Origin of the sequence: Cobetia sp. 14N.309.X.WAT.E.A4 (genome assembly GCF_030397495.1) — a bacterium.
Classification (GTDB): Bacteria; Pseudomonadota; Gammaproteobacteria; order Pseudomonadales; family Halomonadaceae; genus Cobetia; species Cobetia marina.
Genome location: NZ_JAPNXT010000002.1, coordinates 223,199 through 239,444 on the forward strand (window position 1 = coordinate 223,199; position 16,246 = coordinate 239,444).

The 16,246-nt window shown below is 64.1% G+C and carries 12 protein-coding genes and 1 pseudogene; 6 read left to right on the forward strand and 7 right to left on the reverse strand.

The window, feature by feature from the left end:
• The first annotated feature begins 56 nt into the window (after positions 1-56).
• On the forward strand, positions 57-1,424 hold the full coding sequence (glrR, locus tag OW493_RS04350) for a two-component system response regulator GlrR (RefSeq protein ID WP_127736341.1): 1,368 nt from the start codon (positions 57-59) through the stop codon (positions 1,422-1,424).
• Positions 1,425-1,671: 247 nt separating this feature from the next.
• Here glrR and xseA read toward each other — a convergent pair whose 3' ends face one another.
• From xseA to OW493_RS04370, 4 genes are all read right to left on the reverse strand, one after another.
• Entirely contained in the window at positions 1,672-3,042 is a 1,371-nt protein-coding gene (xseA, locus tag OW493_RS04355; RefSeq protein WP_289863365.1) for an exodeoxyribonuclease VII large subunit, read from the reverse strand.
• 161 nt (positions 3,043-3,203) lie between these two features.
• Entirely contained in the window at positions 3,204-4,706 is a 1,503-nt protein-coding gene (locus tag OW493_RS04360; RefSeq protein ID WP_289863366.1) for a tripartite tricarboxylate transporter permease, read from the reverse strand.
• A gap of 18 nt (positions 4,707-4,724) precedes the next feature.
• The gene (locus OW493_RS04365) at positions 4,725-5,165 is read right to left on the reverse strand and encodes a tripartite tricarboxylate transporter TctB family protein (RefSeq protein ID WP_077378995.1); all 441 of its coding nucleotides are present in this window, start codon (positions 5,163-5,165) and stop codon (positions 4,725-4,727) included.
• Positions 5,162-6,187: a tripartite tricarboxylate transporter substrate binding protein gene (locus OW493_RS04370; protein WP_255304463.1), complete on the reverse strand. Its 1,026-nt coding sequence runs from the start codon at positions 6,185-6,187 to the stop codon at positions 5,162-5,164. Before OW493_RS04370 ends, OW493_RS04365 begins: the two co-directional genes overlap by 4 nt.
• 179 nt (positions 6,188-6,366) lie before the next feature.
• On the opposite strand from OW493_RS04370, the gene OW493_RS04375 reads away from it, so the two are divergent.
• From OW493_RS04375 to guaA, 5 genes and pseudogenes are all read left to right on the forward strand, one after another.
• Positions 6,367-7,038, forward strand: a complete 672-nt coding sequence (locus tag OW493_RS04375; protein WP_077378999.1) for a response regulator — start codon at positions 6,367-6,369, stop codon at positions 7,036-7,038.
• Positions 7,035-8,423 carry a sensor histidine kinase gene (locus OW493_RS04380; RefSeq protein ID WP_289863367.1) on the forward strand — a complete coding sequence of 463 codons (1,389 nt, stop codon included), beginning with the start codon at positions 7,035-7,037 and terminating at the stop codon, positions 8,421-8,423. The genes OW493_RS04375 and OW493_RS04380 overlap by 4 nt, the downstream gene beginning before the upstream one ends.
• A 146-nt stretch (positions 8,424-8,569) precedes the next feature.
• Positions 8,570-9,295: pseudogene (locus OW493_RS04385) on the forward strand (ABC transporter substrate-binding protein); the annotation flags it as partial.
• Positions 9,296-9,766: 471 nt separating this feature from the next.
• The gene (gene guaB / locus OW493_RS04390) at positions 9,767-11,236 is read left to right on the forward strand and encodes an IMP dehydrogenase (protein ID WP_077379374.1); all 1,470 of its coding nucleotides are present in this window, start codon (positions 9,767-9,769) and stop codon (positions 11,234-11,236) included.
• Positions 11,237-11,401: 165 nt separating this feature from the next.
• On the forward strand, positions 11,402-12,976 hold the full coding sequence (guaA, locus tag OW493_RS04395) for a glutamine-hydrolyzing GMP synthase (RefSeq protein WP_077379004.1): 1,575 nt from the start codon (positions 11,402-11,404) through the stop codon (positions 12,974-12,976).
• A gap of 174 nt (positions 12,977-13,150) precedes the next feature.
• On the opposite strand, the gene OW493_RS04400 is transcribed toward guaA, so the two are convergent.
• The 3 genes from OW493_RS04400 to OW493_RS04410 form a co-directional block, all read right to left on the reverse strand.
• Complete coding sequence (locus OW493_RS04400; protein WP_289863368.1) at positions 13,151-13,768, reverse strand: hypothetical protein; 618 nt, start codon at positions 13,766-13,768, stop codon at positions 13,151-13,153.
• Entirely contained in the window at positions 13,765-14,958 is a 1,194-nt protein-coding gene (locus OW493_RS04405; RefSeq protein ID WP_289863369.1) for a DUF3500 domain-containing protein, read from the reverse strand. The genes OW493_RS04400 and OW493_RS04405 overlap by 4 nt, the downstream gene beginning before the upstream one ends.
• Before the next feature lie 142 nt (positions 14,959-15,100).
• Positions 15,101-15,991: a pseudouridine synthase gene (locus OW493_RS04410; RefSeq protein ID WP_289863370.1), complete on the reverse strand. Its 891-nt coding sequence runs from the start codon at positions 15,989-15,991 to the stop codon at positions 15,101-15,103.
• Positions 15,992-16,246: the final 255 nt, after the last annotated feature.

The following is a 16,246-nucleotide window of genomic DNA, read 5'->3' on the forward strand; positions in this document are numbered from 1 at the left end:
GTGCGGGACTGACGTCGGAGGGATTTCCGAGCGACAGGCCCGCAAGGAGAGTTAGTGTGAAATACGCTCAAGCGCATATTCTGCTCGTGGATGACGATGCAAGTCTGCTCAAGCTGCTCGGCATGCGTCTCGAAAGCCGTGGCTTCAAGGTCACCACCGCCAGTAGCGGCCGTGAGGCGCTCAGCCGTCTGGAGGCGGCGCGTCCTGACCTGGTGCTGTCTGACCTGCGCATGGACGAGATGGATGGCATGGCGCTGTTCGGCGAGCTGCAGAAGCGTCAGCCGGGCATGCCGGTCATCCTGCTCACGGCGCATGGCTCGATCCCGGACGCCGTCAGTGCCACTCGTCAGGGCGTGTTCAGCTTCCTGACCAAGCCCGTCGACAAGGATGAGCTGTTCGCGGCCATCGACGAGGCGCTGGCCCAGGCGCCGCCCGTAAAGGAGGGTGACGATGCCTGGCGTGCCGGCATCATCACGCGTTCCCCGCAGATGGAGCAGATTCTCGAGCAGGCACGCATGGTCGCGGCTTCCGATGTCAGCGTGCTGGTCACCGGCCCGTCCGGCTCCGGCAAGGAGCTGATGGCCAAGGCCATCCACAACGCCAGCCCGCGTGCCTCGCGTCCCTTCGTCGCTATCAACTGCGGCGCGCTGCCGGAGCAACTGCTGGAAAGCGAGCTGTTCGGTCACGCCAAGGGCTCCTTCACCGGTGCGGTCAGCGCGCACCAGGGCCTGTTCCAGGCGGCGGATGGCGGTACCCTGTTCCTCGATGAGATCGGCGACATGCCGCTGGCGTTGCAGGTCAAGCTGCTGCGTGCGCTGCAGGAGCGTCAGATCCGCCCGCTGGGCTCCACGACGTCAGTGCCCATCGATGTGCGCATCATCTCCGCCACGCACCGCAACCTCGACAAGGCGATGCATGACGGCGACTTCCGCGAAGATCTCTACTACCGCCTCAACGTGGTCAATCTGAAGCTGCCCGCCCTGCGCGAGCGTGCCGAAGATGTGCCGCTGCTGGCCAAGTACCTGATCAGCCAGGCGGCTGCCCGCCACAAGCCGTTCGTGAAGGGCTTCTCGCCGGAAGCGCTCAATCTGCTGGCCTCCAGTGCCTGGCCGGGCAACGTGCGTCAGCTGGTCAACGTGGTCGAGCAGTGTGTCGCGCTCACCAGCTCCTCGATGATTCCGGAAGCGCTGGTCTCCCAGGCGCTGGCCGCGGAAGAGAACGCCTTGCCGTCCTTCTCCGAGGCGCGTGCCGGTTTCGAGCGCAGCTATCTGATCAAGGTGCTCAAGATCACCGAAGGCAACGTGACCCAGGCCGCGCGGATCGCCGGGCGCAACCGCACCGACTTCTACAAGCTGCTGGGACGTCATGATCTGGAGCCGGGCGCCTTCAAGCCGGGCGCCGAGCAGGGTCCGCCTGATTTTTGATCCAGCGCGCCCGAAGCTGCGCGAAAGGCGTAAGGTCAAAAGCGATCCAGCGCGTCCGAAGTCACGCGAAAGACCAGGGTCAAGACCTGTGTAGCCGTTCACGCGTGTCAGTGTGAGTGGTGCGCAAGGCGAGTGATCAAGAGCGGTTCGGTGTATCTGACGTGAACCGCCCATGAAAAAGCCCCGTTACCGGTTTCGGTAGCGGGGCTTTTTTCGGTCTGGCGGCGCATCAGTGCCGATCAGGTACTCAGGGCCTGGGCTTGTAGCGGCGCTTGACCTCGACGGCCAGACGGCCCTCGCCGAGGCGGATCGAGAGCATCTCGCCGGGCTGGGTCTGATGGGCGGCGCGGATCACCTTGCTGTCGTCCGCTGCCGGCGTCTGGCTGCCGCCGACGCGCTCGACGATGGCATAGCCGCGGTTGAGCACGTTGAGCGGGCTGACCGCGTTCAGTGCGCGCATCGCGCCTTCCAGTCGCTCACGATCCGCTGCCAGCCGGCGCGGCAGGGCATTGTCGAGGCGTGGTGTCAGCATCGCCAGCTGCTGGCGATGGCGCTGGATGTCACGTGCGGGGCTGGCCTGCTGCAGGCGGCGGGTCAGCTGGTCGGCCTTCTGCTGCTCACTGGTCATGCGCATGCGCACTGCGGCGTGCAGGCGGCGCTCCAGTTCACGGGCTTGCTGGCGCTGGGCCTGCAGCTCGCGCGCCGGATGGCGCAGGCGCGAGCGGGCGTGATCCAGTCGCTGTGCCGCCTGATCGAGCCGTCCGCGCTGAGCGCGCCACAGTCGCTGCGTGAGGGTAGCCAGCTGCTGCACCTGGGCACGTTGATCCGGATACAGCGCCTCGGCGGCGGCGGATGGCGTGGGCGCGCGCAGGTCGGCGGCCAGTTCCGCCAGTGTGGTGTCAGTCTCGTGGCCGATGGCCGCCACCACCGGCAGGCGCGAGTGGAAGATCGCGCGCGCCAGATGCTGGTCATTGAAGGCCCACAGGTCCTCGAGACTGCCGCCTCCCCGCGTGATCAGCAGCGCATCGCAATCGCTGTCGCGATTGGCCATCGCCACCGCACGAATCAGCTGGGGTACCGCCTGTGGCCCCTGCACCGCCACCGGCAGCACGCTCAGGTGTGCCTGCGGCCAGCGCTTGCGGGTCACCGCGATCACGTCCTGCAGCGCCGCGCCGGTCGCGGAGGTGATCACCCCCAGATGGCGCGGCGGGTGGGGCAGGGCGCGCTGATTGGCGAACACGCCCTCGGCTGCCAGCTGCTCCTTGAGGCGTGCCAGACGCGCCAGCCACTCCCCCAGCCCCGCCTGCTGCAGCGCCTCGATGATCAGCTGATAGTCGCCACGCGCCTCGAACAGCGACACCTTGGCGCGCACCCGCACCCGGTCGCCATCCTTGGGCTTCTCGCGCAGAAACTGGGCACGGCTCTTGAACAGCGCACAACGCACCTGGGCGTTGTCATCCTTGAGCGTGAAGTAGCAGTGGCCAGAGCGTGGCTGCGAGAAACCCGAGATTTCCCCCTCGATCCAGAGCTCCCCCAAGCCTCGCTCCAGCAGGCGCTTGGACTCACGATTCAGCTGGGTGACGCTGATGGCATCGGCGGCAGGCGATGTTTCGAACACGCGGCAATCCTTGTGTGAGGGCTTGTGGGGGAATCCGTGGCGGAGCTTGTCTGGTAGATGGAGAGGGCCATGATGCCACAGGCGGGGAGCCTGCCACCAAGAAGCCCCCGGACTCCTGAGGGAGAACGGGGGCTTGGGGTTTGCCACACGGGGTGCCTTGATCAGGCTGTACGCGTCTTGCGCTTGCCGAGTCGTGACAGCAGGAAAGGCCCGAGCAGCAGCAACAGCGAGGCCAGCCACAGGCCCTGCGAGATGCCCGATTGCCACAGGATACTGCTGTCGCCACCGCTGATGGCCAGGGCACGACGCAGATTCTCTTCCATCAGTCCGCCGAGCACGAAGCCCAGCACGATGGTGGCCAGCGAGAAGTTCAGCTTGCGCAACAGGTAGCCCAGCACGCCGATGCCCAGCATCAGATAGATGGCCCCCATGTCGGAATGCAGCTGATAGACCCCGACGAAGGACAGGATGACGATGCCCGGCACCAGCGCCCAGCGCGGGATGGTCAGCACGCGAGCGAAGAAGCCGGCCAGCGGCAGGTTGAGCAGCAACAGCACGATGTTGCCGATGTACAGCGAGGCGATCAGGCCGCCCGCGACCTTGGGATGCTCGCTGAACATCATTGGGCCGGGCGTGATGTTGTAGAGCATCAGCGCGCCCAGCAGAACGGCGGTGGTGCCGGAGCCCGGAATGCCCAGGGTCAGCATCGGCACGAAGGAGCCCGCTGCGGACGCGTTGTTGGCGGCTTCCGGCGCGGCCAGGCCACGCATGTCGCCGGTACCGAAGGTATTGTTCTTGTCGCTGACACGTTTCTCGGTGGTGTAGGAGACGGCCCCCGCCACCGAAGCGCCGGTACCCGGCAGCACACCGATCAAAAAGCCGAGCAGGCCGGAGCGCAGCATGGCGCCCTTGCAGTAGAGGATTTCCTTCATCGTCACGAAGACGCGGCCGATGACAGGCAGAGCGCCGGTCTTGCCATGCTGCAGGCGGCTTTCCAGCATCAGCAGGATTTCACTGATCGCGAACATGCCGATGATCAGCACCACGAAGTCGATGCCGTCGTAGAGGTCGGGGATATCGAAGGTGAAGCGCTGGATACCGGTGCCGGAATCGACGCCGACGGTGCCGATCAGCACGCCGAGAATGGCGCCCAGCGCCGTCTTGACCGGGTCCTTGCCCATCATCACCGACATGGACGCGAAGGCGAACACCATCATGGTGAACAGTTCCGCCGGACCGAACTGCACGGCCACCTTGGCCAGCAGCGGGGCGAACAGGGTCAGACCCAGGATCGCGATGCTGGCACCGACGAAGGAGCTGATCGCCGAGATGCCCAGTGCCGGTCCCGCCAGGCCCTGCTTGGCCAGCGGATAGCCGTCGAGGGTGGTCATCACGGCGCCGGCATCCCCCGGTACGTTGAGCAGAATGCTCGACATCCGGCCGCCGTATTCGGCACCGGTATAGATACCTGCGAGCAGGATCAGTGCCGATTCCGCCGGCAGGCCGAGGGTATAGGCCAGCGGCATCAGAATGGCGATGCCGTTGATGGGGCCGATGCCCGGCAAGGCACCGAACAAGGTGCCCAGCAGTGCGCCACTGAAGGCCAGGCCAAGGTTGAGTGGCGTCAGTGCGACGCCAAAGCCCTGGACGATGAAATCAAACATGAGAAAGCCCTCTCGGAATCAGGAAAACCACAGCCCGGTCGGCAGCGAGATTTCCAGCACGGCGGTGAACAGCACGTAGCTTGCGCCGGCCATCAGCACCCCGGTCACGCAGGCAGCGCGCCAGCGGGCACCGAACAGGCGGGCGATGGCGGTGATGGCGGCGACGGCCGTGATGGGGTAGCCGAGGCGCACGAAGAAGAAGGCGAAGGCGATCAGGATCACCATCACCAGCCCCAGTTGCAGCATCACGCTGGCGGATGGCCAGTCACCTTCCGGGCCGGGGCGCAGGATCAGCACCAGCGAGAAGATGGCCATCAGGATCGAGAGGCCGATGGGAAAGGCCTTGGGGCCTACCGGGTCGTAGGCGAAGGGCACTTCGATACTCAGGGACTGGGCGACGATGAACGCCGCCAGTCCCATCAGGGCGAAGCCCAGGATGCGATCGGCGGCGAGTCTCATTTTGTCAGTCCCACTTCCTTGGCGAGGGTCTTGAAGTCGGCGACCTGGCCTTTCACGTAATCGTCAAAATCCGCGCCGAACTTCTGGATCGGGAACAGACCGCGCGCTTCACGGATCTCGGCGAATTCCGGTTTTTCGCTCAACTGCTTGAGGCGTTCGACCCAGGCGTCGTAGTCGGCATCGCTGACGTCCTTGCCCATGTAGTAACCACGCCAGATCGGCCAGGTCACGTCATAGCCCTGTTCGGCAGCAGTGGGAATCTCGGCGAAGGCGCCGTCCATGCGTTCTTCGGACAGCGCGGCCAGTACGCGAATCTTGCCGCTGGAAAGCTGGGACTTGAGCTCGGACAGATCACCGGTATAGACCTTGATGTGATTGCCCAGCAGTGCCGCCAGCGCTTCACCGCCGCCCTCGAAGGACACGTAACGCAGCTTGCGCGGCGAGACATCGATGGACTTGGCGATCAGCGCGGCCTTCATCCAGTCCTGGCTGCCGATGGTGCCGCCGGCGCCGAAGGGAATCTCGCTGGGGTGTGCCTTGAGGTCCTGCATCAGTTCATCGAGGGTCTGCCACGGGGCGTCTGCATTGACGACCACCGCGCCATAGTCGACCCCCAGTGCGCCAACCCAGCGGACGTCATCGGCGCTGAACTTGCCGAACTTGCCCAGCGCCAGATTGACGGCGGCACCGGTGCTGGCGGCCACGACCAGATTGGGGTCATCACTGCGTACCCCGATGACGTGGTTGTAGGCGACCGCGCCGATACCGCCCGGCATGTAGGTGACCATCATCGGCGAGTCGATGATGCCGGTTTCCAGCAGGCCATTGGCGGCCAGGCGGCAGGTGAGGTCGTAGCCACCGCCGGGCTTGGCCGGGGCGATGCATTCGCTCTTGTCGGCCGCGGCGGCGGGCATGGCGACCAGGCTTGCCGCGGCCAGCGCGAGCGGCGCTGCCATGGCGGCGGCGAGGCGCAACGGCGTGATGTCGCGAAGGGAAGAGGGCAGGCGTCTGGACTGGCGCATGGTGTGCTCCTGATGGCTGTTGTTTTTGTCTTCACAGCGCCTTTTGCTTTATGTTCATGGCGACAGGGTGGCGCTGTCTGATCGGTATATCGCAGCGGTAGTTGCGATACCGGCATGGTAGGAGCGCGACCTTTCATCAACCTGTCACTTTCCCTTCCCCTTACTGAGACTTTGGATGCATGCGCCTGCTCGTCGTCGAGGATGATCCCCTCATTTCCCGCACCCTGCAGCGCAGTCTGTCGACGCTGGGCTATGCCATCGATGTCTTCGATACTCTGGCACCTGCACGGGACGCGGCGCGCCAGGGCGGCTTTGATCTGATCCTGCTTGATCTCGGCCTGCCGGATGGGCAGGGCATGGACCTGCTGTCGGAGTTGCGTCAGCGCAATGACCTGACGCCGGTGCTGATCATCACGGCGCGGGATGGGGTGGACGACCGGGTGCGTGGACTGGATCTTGGTGCAGATGATTACCTGGCCAAGCCGTTCTCGCTGGTGGAGATGGAAGCCCGTGTGCGGGCCTTGCTGCGGCGCAGTCAGGGGCGCAGTGACAATACGCTTCGCTTCGGTCCGCTTGCCATGTCGACCCGCAGCGGCACTTTCACGCTGGTGGGCGCGACGCTGGATCTGCCACCACGGGAGCGTCTGCTGCTGGAAAGCCTGATGCTGCACGCCGGCAAGGTGGTGTCGCGGGAGGTGATCGAAGGCAAGGTATTCGGCTATGGCGAGGTGGGCTCGAATGCGTTGGAGGTCTACATCAGTCGGCTGCGCAAGCGCCTGGCAGGCAGTGAGATACAGATCCGTACCCTGCGTGGGCTGGGCTATCGTCTCGAGATGACAGACGCCGGATGATCATCCACGGTAAGCTGCGCAATCGCCTGCTGGGGTGGATGCTGAGCATGATGCTCATCGTCGGCGGGCTCGTGTTGATCGATGCCTGGGTCACCAGTCAGCGCTCGGCCCAGCGCGCCTTCGACAATCAGCTCGAGGATGCGCTGCTGGCCATGTCAGAAGCCATCCAGTGGCAGGATGACAAGCCGCGCATCATGATGCCGCCGGCTGCCCTCAAGATTCTCTCCACACGACATCAGGAACGTGTCTTCTACCGCCTGCTGGATGATCAGGGGCAAGTACTGGCCAGCAACCTCGAGATCCCGCTAACCCCGCAGATGCTGCGCGAGGCTGGAGAAAGGGATGTCTGGCAGGACATCCGTTATCAGGGCGTCACGTGGCGGCTGCACGCGCGCAGCGTGCGTTCCGCAGGCTGGGAGCGGCAATTTCGTGTGCAGCTCTGGGTCGGACATACCACCGAAGGGCGCCGGCAGCTGGCGCGCGAGCTGATGATTCGGGCCACGGGCCGCATGCTCATCATGGGGGTGCTGGCGGTGGTGATGATCCTGATCACGCTGAGGCTGGCGCTGACACCGCTCAAGCGTCTGCGGCATCAGTTGCGTCGGCGTCAGCCGCAGGATGCCACGCCGCTGGAGGGCACCATGCCGGAAGAGATGCGCGAGCTGGTCGAGACGCTGGAGCAGCTTTTCCACCGCCAGGGAGAATCCCGCGATGCGTTGCTGCGTTTTACCGCCGATGCCAGCCACCAGCTGCGCACGCCGCTGGCGGGAGTGCAGAACCTGGCGGAGTTCGCGCTGACGAGCTCATCACCTGACGAATGGCGCGCAGCGCTCGGGGATATCCACGCCAGCGCTGCACGCACCAGTCGCCTGGCGGGGCAGTTGTTGAACCTGACGCGGCTGCGTCACCTGGCATTGCCCACCGAGCAGGATGCGCTGGATCTCGGTGAACTGCTTCGCGGCGTGGTGCTGGAATGGGTTGATCACGATCTCGCGCGCCTGCATGACCTGGGGCTGGCCGAACTGCCTGCACAGCCGCTCTGCGTGATTGGCGAGTCGTGGGCGCTGCGCGAACTGATCGGCAATCTGATCGAGAATGCGTTGCGCTATACCCCACCCGGCAGCGAGATCACCCTGCGCCTTGCCGCCCATGACGATAGCGTGCTGCTCAGCATCGAGGACAACGGCCCCGGTGTGCCGAAGGAGATGCTGGACCGACTCTGTCAGCCCTTCGAGCGCGCAGGGCGTCAGGACACCGACGGTTCGGGACTTGGGTTGGCGATCGTCGAGACGATTGCCCTGCGCCATCAGGCTGACTTGCAGGTCACCAATCGCGATGTGGGAGGGCTGTGCATTCGCATCCGCTTTCCGAGGTGGCCGTCATGAACCTCATGTCTGACAGGCTGCGCGCCACCCCAGGGGCCCGCCGAGTCACGAGTTGCCTGGTGCTGGCCCTGTGGGCAGGTCTCGCCATCCTCCTGGCTGCCAGGCCAGTCATGGCGGCACAGGACCGCCTGGTCATTGAAGCGGCAATGGATCGCCAGGTCGCGGCGCCCTTGCTGGCAGCCTTCGCGCGCCAGTATCCCGCCATCGAGATCGTCTATCACGATCGCACGACGATGACGCTCAATGCACTGGCCGTTCAGGACGACGCGGGGGCCGATATCATCATCAGCTCGGCGATGCCCTGGCAGGTGGCGCTGGTCAATCAAGGACTGGCCCAGCGACTGGACAGCGAGGCTGCAAGGCAATGGCCCGAGTGGGCCAAGTGGCGCGATGAAATCTTCGCCTTCACCTTCGAGCCCATCGTGATGGCCTACCGGCTGGATCTCGCGACCAGAATGATGCCGCCATCCTCGCATGCCGACGTACTGAACCTGCTGACGGAGCATGCCGAGACACTGACGGGGCGAGTCGTGGCCTATTCGCCCTCGAAGAGCGCACTGGGATACGCGCTCCATCTTCAGGATTCCTACTATTCAGGACGCTTCTGGAAACTGGTCGCGGCGCTCGGACAGGTTGACACCACTCTCGAGACCAGCACGCAGCGCATGCTGGAAGGCCTGAGCGATGGCCGCTACTGGCTGGGGTACAACCTGCTGGGGTCCTACGCCATCCGCTGGGCACAGTCCCACCCTGAGGTCATCGTGCAGATGCCCACTGACTATGCGTTGATCTCCATGCGCACCGCCTTCATCCACCGCGATGCTCCGCATCCGGAGGCTGCGCGAACCTTCATGGATTTCCTCATCGGACGGCAAGGGCAGCATGTGCTGGCGGGCGAGACACCGCTCTACAGCATCCGCACGGATATCACCGGCCCCTACACCGCCCAGTCGCTGCGGGATCAGGTCGGCCAGCGGCTCTACCCGCAGCCTCTGGACGCCTCGATTCTGAGCATGCTGGACACGGCGCGTCGTCATGATTTTCTCGACCGCTGGTTCGATGCCTACTCCGGCGGTACGCCGACCCCCTTACGCCAGCGCATCCGCCGGCGTATCCCGCCGCAGGCCACGTCGTACGGGGCTCTAGTTGACCAGATGGTTAATATCAGGGGGGGCGAAATCGCGAGATTGATAGCCTGCGACGTTTGTCTCGAGTGGGGCGAATGGGTTATCATGGGTGATTACCTCGCAGCAACCGCTAGAACCGTAGTCATGGCGCCCGTCCATCGGGCCCTGCACTGCGGCTTTCGCGCATCCCTCATAAACTGCTACTGGGCGTTCGACATGCTACGTATAGCGCAAGAAGCTCTGACGTTTGATGACGTTCTTCTCGTCCCCGGCTACTCCGAGGTCCTCCCCAAGGACGTCAGCCTGAGATCACGTCTCACACGCGACATCAGCGTCAATATCCCGCTCATCTCCTCTGCGATGGATACCGTCACCGAAGCTCGCCTGGCCATCGCCATGGCGCAGGAAGGTGGTGTCGGCATCATCCACAAGAGCATGAGCATTGCCCAGCAGGCCGCGGAAGTCCGCAAGGTCAAGAAGCACGAGAGCGTCATCGTGCGTGACCCGGTCACTGTCAGCCCGAAGGCCAAGATCCAGGATCTGCTGGCGATGTCCGAGGAGCATGGCTACTCCGGCTTCCCGGTGGTCGAGGGTGAATACCTGGTCGGCATCGTGACCGGTCGCGACATGCGCTTCCAGCCTGACTTCAGCGATACCGTCGCCGGCATCATGACCGGCCGCGACAAGCTGGTCACCGTGCTGGAAGGCACGCCGCTGGAACAGATCAAGGCCAAGCTGCAGGAAAGCCGCATCGAGAAGATGCCGATCGTCGATGACGAATTCCGCCTGCGCGGTCTCGTCACCGTTCGCGACATCGAGAAGGTCAAGACCTACCCGAACGCGGCGAAGGACAGCAACGGCAGCCTGCTGGTCGGCGCCGCCGTCGGCACCGGCCCGGAAACCCCGGACCGCGTCGCGGCTCTCGCCGAAGCCGGCGTTGACGTCATCGTCGTCGACACCGCTCACGGTCACTCCAAGGGCGTGATCGACCGCGTCGCCTGGGTGAAGGAGCATCATCCGAAGATTCAGGTCATCGGTGGCAACATCGCGACCGCCGAAGCCGCCATCGCCCTGGCAGAAGCCGGCGCGGACGGCGTCAAGGTCGGCATCGGCCCGGGTTCCATCTGCACCACGCGCATCGTCGCCGGTGTCGGCGTGCCGCAGATGAGCGCCGTCGCCAACGTCGCGGCCGCCATGGCCAAGTACGACGTGCCGGTCATCGCCGATGGCGGTATCCGCTTCTCCGGTGACATCGCCAAGGCCATCGCCGCAGGCGCCAGCATCGTCATGATCGGCGGCCTGCTCGCCGGTACCGAGGAAGCGCCGGGTGAAGTCGAGCTGTTCCAGGGCCGTACCTACAAGGCGTATCGCGGCATGGGTTCCATGGGCGCCATGTCCCAGACCCAGGGTTCCAGCGATCGTTACTTCCAGGACAAGAACGCCGGCGTCGAGAAGCTGGTACCGGAAGGCATCGAAGGCCGCGTGCCCTACAAGGGCATGATGAGCGCCATCGTGCACCAGCTGATGGGCGGCCTGCGTGCCTCCATGGGCTACACCGGCAGCCAGACCATCGAAGAGATGCGCACCAAGCCGCAATTCGTGCAGATCACCGGTGCCGGCTTCGCCGAATCCCACGTCCACGACGTGCAGATCACCAAGGAAGCGCCCAACTATCGGCGCGACTGAGACATAGCGAAGCGCGATGCAAAGCGGGAGCCCTACACGGGTTCCCGCTTTGCTTAGGTCGAAGAAACTTCTGGTCTCGGCTATTCTCGGCGCCAGATTGTGTCGACCCCGCGCTCCCTCGCAGCTCCGAAGCGGGTCACATGACTCCCCAATGAGAGACTGAAGATGCAAGACATCCATTCCCACAAGATCCTGATCCTCGATTTCGGCTCCCAGTACACTCAGCTGATCGCACGTCGCGTGCGTGAGCTGGGCGTGTTCTCCGAGGTGCGTGCCTTTGACATCACCGAGGAAGAGATCCGCGAGTACAACCCCAACGGCATCATCCTGGCCGGTGGCCCGGAATCCGTGACCGAGCTGGACTCGCCGCGTGCGCCGCAGTGCGTGTTCGAGATGGGTCTGCCGGTGTTCGGCATCTGCTACGGCATGCAGACCATGGCCGAGCAGCTCGGCGGCAAGGTCGAAGGCTCCAACGTGCGCGAATTCGGCTATGCCCAGATTCGTGTCGATGGTGAGTCCGCGCTGTTCAAGGACATCAAGGACCACCTGGACGACGAAGGCCGCCCGCTGCTCGACGTCTGGATGAGCCACGGTGACAAGGTCGCGAAGGTGCCGGAGACCTTCACCGTCACCGCCTCCACCCCGAGCTGCCCGATCGCCGCCATGGCGTGGGAAGAGAAGCAGTTCTACGGCGTGCAGTTCCACCCGGAAGTCACCCACACCCTGCAGGGCCAGCGCATCCTCGAGCACTTCGTGATCGAGATCTGCCAGTCCGAGCGCCTGTGGACCCCGGCCAAGATCATCGAAGACCTGACCGATCGCGTTCGCGCCCAGGTCGGTGACCGCAAGGTGCTGCTCGGCCTCTCCGGTGGCGTCGACTCCTCCGTGGTCGCGGCGCTGCTGCACAAGGCCATCGGTGACCAGCTGACCTGCGTCTTCGTCGACAACGGCCTGCTACGCAAGAACGAAGGCGACCAGGTCATGGAAACCTTCTCTCGCCACATGGGCGTCAAGGTCATCCGTGTGGACGCCGAAGACCTCTTCCTCGGCAAGCTCAAGGGTGTCAGTGACCCGGAAGCCAAGCGCAAGGCCATCGGCAACACCTTCATCGAAGTGTTCGATGCCGAAGCCGCCAAGCTCAAGGACGTCGACTTCCTCGCCCAGGGCACCATCTACCCGGACGTGATCGAATCCGCTGCCAGCAAGACCGGCAAGTCCCACGTCATCAAGTCCCACCACAATGTCGGCGGCCTGCCGGACGACATGAAGATGGAACTGGTCGAGCCGCTGCGCGAACTGTTCAAGGACGAAGTCCGCAAGGTCGGCCTCGAACTCGGCCTGCCGTACGACATGGTCTACCGTCACCCCTTCCCGGGGCCGGGTCTGGGCGTGCGTATCCTCGGTGAAGTGAAGAAGGAATACGCGGATATCCTGCGTGAAGCCGACGCCATCTTCATCGAAGAACTGCACAACTTCGACTGGTACCACAAGACCAGCCAGGCGTTCGCCGTCTTCCTGCCGGTCAAGTCCGTCGGTGTCGTCGGCGATGGCCGTCGTTACGAGTGGGTCATCGGTATCCGTGCCGTCGAGACCGTCGACTTCATGACGGCCCGCTGGGCGCACCTGCCGTATGAGCTGCTGGAGAAGGTCTCCAACCGCATCATCAACGAGCTGGAGCACGTCTCGCGCGTCACCTATGACGTCAGCAGCAAGCCGCCGGCCACCATCGAGTGGGAATGATCGCCTGACGATCCCCCCTCGCTGAGCTGAGGTAGCGTTGTGTCTTGACGACCTCTTGAGCTGATCAAGACAAGAACGCAGCAAGTAAAAAGCCCTTCTGGCCATTGGCCGGAAGGGCTTTTTTTGTGGGCACGATTCAGGGAACGCTGACCGCCTTGCTTGCTGCAGTCCGGATCACTCCTGTTCGGCTGGCTCCTGCCTGGCTTTCTGCAGGTTCAGCCGGACGCCGTGGGCGGAGTGGAAGAAGCCGAAGCCGGCCAGCGGGCGGGTCTCGCCGTCAAACGTCTGCCAATAGACATCGGCGCGGTGATTGCGGACTTCGTGCATTACCGCGTCGTATTTCAGCAGCAGGGAGTCCGGTTCGGCTTTTTCGGTCGTCACGTTCCATTCGGTGATGACCAGCACGTAGTCGCCGAGTTGTGGTTGATAGGTGGATGCGAGATGCGCCTCGGTGAGCGTCAGCGGCAGTGCGTCGCCGTCCTTGGAGAGCGCCAGATGCTGATTGAGATAGTCGCCGAGTTGATCTGTCAGCGCCTGCGCCAATGGAGCGCCGGGCTTGGCGTCACCAAGGGCTGCCAGTTCCGGCGCGGCGATCAGCAGGTCTTCACGCGGGAACTGGAGCGTGAGGTGCAGCGTGTGCTGCGGTTGCTGCTCGAATGTCAGCACGCTGCCGGGCAGGGCGTGGGCGTGAGCCGTCTCGATGAGGCCGCCTCCCGCCCCGCTGGCCCCATTGCCGAGGGAGATCACGGCAAGGGCGAGCAGGGCGGTGCGCCAGGAAGCGCGCCGGCTCATTCGGTCTGGCCGCCGTAGTCGTCGGTGCGATCCCGCCATACCGAGTGGGGATGGTTGCCGACCTTGTCGGTGGACTTGTTCGACTGCAACGAGAATTCGATCCACAGCGAGGGGCCGTGGATACGCACGTAATCGTTCTCGGCGCTGACCTGCGGCGTGCCGGAGAAGCCGAGGTAGGTATCCGGAAGCTCTGCGGTGTACTTCGCCATGTAGGCCTTGGCCTCCGGCGCGGAGATGTCGTCCACGTAGGTCTCGATGGCCGTCAGCAGCAGCGCTTGCTGGTCGTCATCCAGCTCGGAGACGGGAATGCCTTCATAGCATTCGGGGATGGCATCGTCGGCCTGGGGGCCAGCGAGGATGTCACGGTAGGTGCCTTCCAGTGTCGCTTCGGCCTGTTGATCCTCGGAGAGCGAGCTGAGCAGGGTGGCGAAGGCATCGCGTTCCTGGGTCAGCGGCTCGTTCACGCGCCCGTTCATCTCGAAATACGGGAAGGGTTCCACACCACGGAAGGAGGGCGTGGCCCCGGCCAGCTTGCCGTCGGTGTAGGTGTTGGCGAAGGCCATGTGATGGCCGCCGTAGTACAGCTCCCAGGTGCCGCTCTCACCCGGTGTGCCGAGGAAGGCAAACTTGGTGTTGTAGGAGGAGTAACCGGCCTTGTAGTCGGTGCTGACGGTGTTGATGTAGTCGTCGGCATTGAGCGTCTGAATCATCTCGTCGAAGCCTTCATCCGGCGCGTGGCCGGTGGCTTCCAGCATGATGGCCTTGACGAGGCCGCGCTGCTTGATGTTCAACTCGCCCAACAGCACGCCGGGACGTTTCGGGAAGGCGCCAGCGGGCAGGTTGCTCCAGTTCTCGGCCTCTGCGAGGGAGTAGTCATGCTGCAGGTTCTTGAGGATGTCATCGTCGGAGATATCGGCCTTGAGCAGATCAATCAGGCACAGCATGCGCTCGTAGCCGGGCGTATCACCACATTCGGCGGCGCTCTCGGGGATCGGCACGCTCTGCATCAGGGTGCTGGTATCGCCCATGCGCGCGCGCAGCGCCTCGCTCAGGGCCTGGTCTTCCGCTGACATCGGCGGCGGGCCATCGTGATCGGGCGGCGGCCCGTCGTGCCCTTGTTGTGCAAGGACGGGGAAGGACAGGAGCGCGGCCAGCGCGGCTCCTCCGGTCACTGCGAGACGTCGGGACATCGATGGGCCTATTTTCCGGGGACAGGAAGAAAACCTTAGCCCGCCTGACGTCGAGCAGGAAGCCTTCGCCAGATGAATTCTTTGTGCACATGCCGTGGGCTGCGCGTCGGCTGGCGACGACAACCACTGGCTATCTCGCGCCTCACGCCAGCGTCAGATTACCGTCGTATTCGAAGCACCTTTCCTCGCCGCTGACGGGATCAATGAACTCGAATCCCTTGGAGAGAAGCTGCAGGGGGCGCGCGTAGTCATCCGGCGAGAGCGGTTGCAGCTCGGGGTAGTAGCGGTCATTCAGGATCGGCCAGCCCAGCGACTGCATGTGCGCCCGCAGTTGATGGCGACGCCCGGTGATGGGGTGCAGCTCGAACAGCGCCCGGCTACCGCGTTGCGCAACACAGCGGATGAACGAGTGGCTGTTGGGCTCGCCTTCGGAGACCTGAAAGCGAAAGCGTTGCTCGGCCTGTTCAAGGCGGTTCTTCACCTCCCACTGCTGGCCCACCAGAGACTCATCGCTGTGGGTTTCGGCAATGGCCTGATAGGTCTTGTGGATATTCCGCGACTTGAACAGCTCATGATAGCGGTGGCGCGATTCGGGATTCAGTGAGCAAAGCACCAGCCCGGCGGTGGCCCTGTCCAGGCGATGCACCGCCTGCAGCGCCTCTATTCCGGTACTGTCGCGCAGGCGCTGCTGCAGGCACTCGTTCACGTACAGGCCACCGGGCGTCACCGGCAGAAAATGTGGTTTGTAGGCCACCAGAATGTGCTCATCCTGATGGAGAATCCGCTCCGCGAAGGGGATGCTCGGCTCGCGCGCCACCTCACGGTAATAGAAGACGCGCAGATGTGGCTGGTAGGGCGTCTGCGGGGTGATCAATGCGCCATCCTCGCGATGCACCTTGCCGGTGGCCATGCGCTCGCGCCAGGTGGCCTCATCGATGGCCGGAAACTTCTGCAGCAGATATTCCAGTACCGTTGCCACGCCGGGGTTGATCTGCGGCAGGCTCAGCTTGGAGGGGCGGGCGGAAATGGACATGGAAGGCATCACGGTGGCGAGAAGAAAGGGCGAGCGTGGGGCGAGCAAGCCTCACCCTCATGGCGATGGCCCAGTGTAACCGAGCGACGCATGGCTGTCGGGGCAGATGGCCTTGCGAGAGGTTGGCGCGGGAGTGGAGCGATGCGTGCGAGAGGCTTGCCGAGGCGACCAGCGCGGCCTGTGGCTGGGGATATGCGGGTTGTCTTTAGAAGAAAATAGCCAAATAAGCCTTGTCGTCTTACGCTGAAAGCCACG

Bases quoted from the DNA above. Each gene is read 5' to 3' on its own strand.
- OW493_RS04405 (WP_289863369.1), bottom strand. From the start codon at position 14,958: ATGTCCCGACGTCTCGCAGTGACCGGAGGAGCCGCGCTGGCCGCGCTC.
- OW493_RS04360 (WP_289863366.1), bottom strand. From the start codon at position 4,706: ATGTTTGATTTCATCGTCCAGGGCTTTGGCGTCGCACTGACGCCACTC.
- OW493_RS04365 (WP_077378995.1), bottom strand. From the start codon at position 5,165: ATGAGACTCGCCGCCGATCGCATCCTGGGCTTCGCCCTGATGGGACTG.
- OW493_RS04410 (WP_289863370.1), bottom strand. From the start codon at position 15,991: ATGTCCATTTCCGCCCGCCCCTCCAAGCTGAGCCTGCCGCAGATCAAC.
- OW493_RS04375 (WP_077378999.1), top strand. From the start codon at position 6,367: ATGCGCCTGCTCGTCGTCGAGGATGATCCCCTCATTTCCCGCACCCTG.
- guaA (WP_077379004.1), top strand. From the start codon at position 11,402: ATGCAAGACATCCATTCCCACAAGATCCTGATCCTCGATTTCGGCTCC.
- OW493_RS04370 (WP_255304463.1), bottom strand. From the start codon at position 6,187: ATGCGCCAGTCCAGACGCCTGCCCTCTTCCCTTCGCGACATCACGCCG.
- OW493_RS04380 (WP_289863367.1), top strand. From the start codon at position 7,035: ATGATCATCCACGGTAAGCTGCGCAATCGCCTGCTGGGGTGGATGCTG.
- OW493_RS04400 (WP_289863368.1), bottom strand. From the start codon at position 13,768: ATGAGCCGGCGCGCTTCCTGGCGCACCGCCCTGCTCGCCCTTGCCGTG.
- guaB (WP_077379374.1), top strand. From the start codon at position 9,767: ATGCTACGTATAGCGCAAGAAGCTCTGACGTTTGATGACGTTCTTCTC.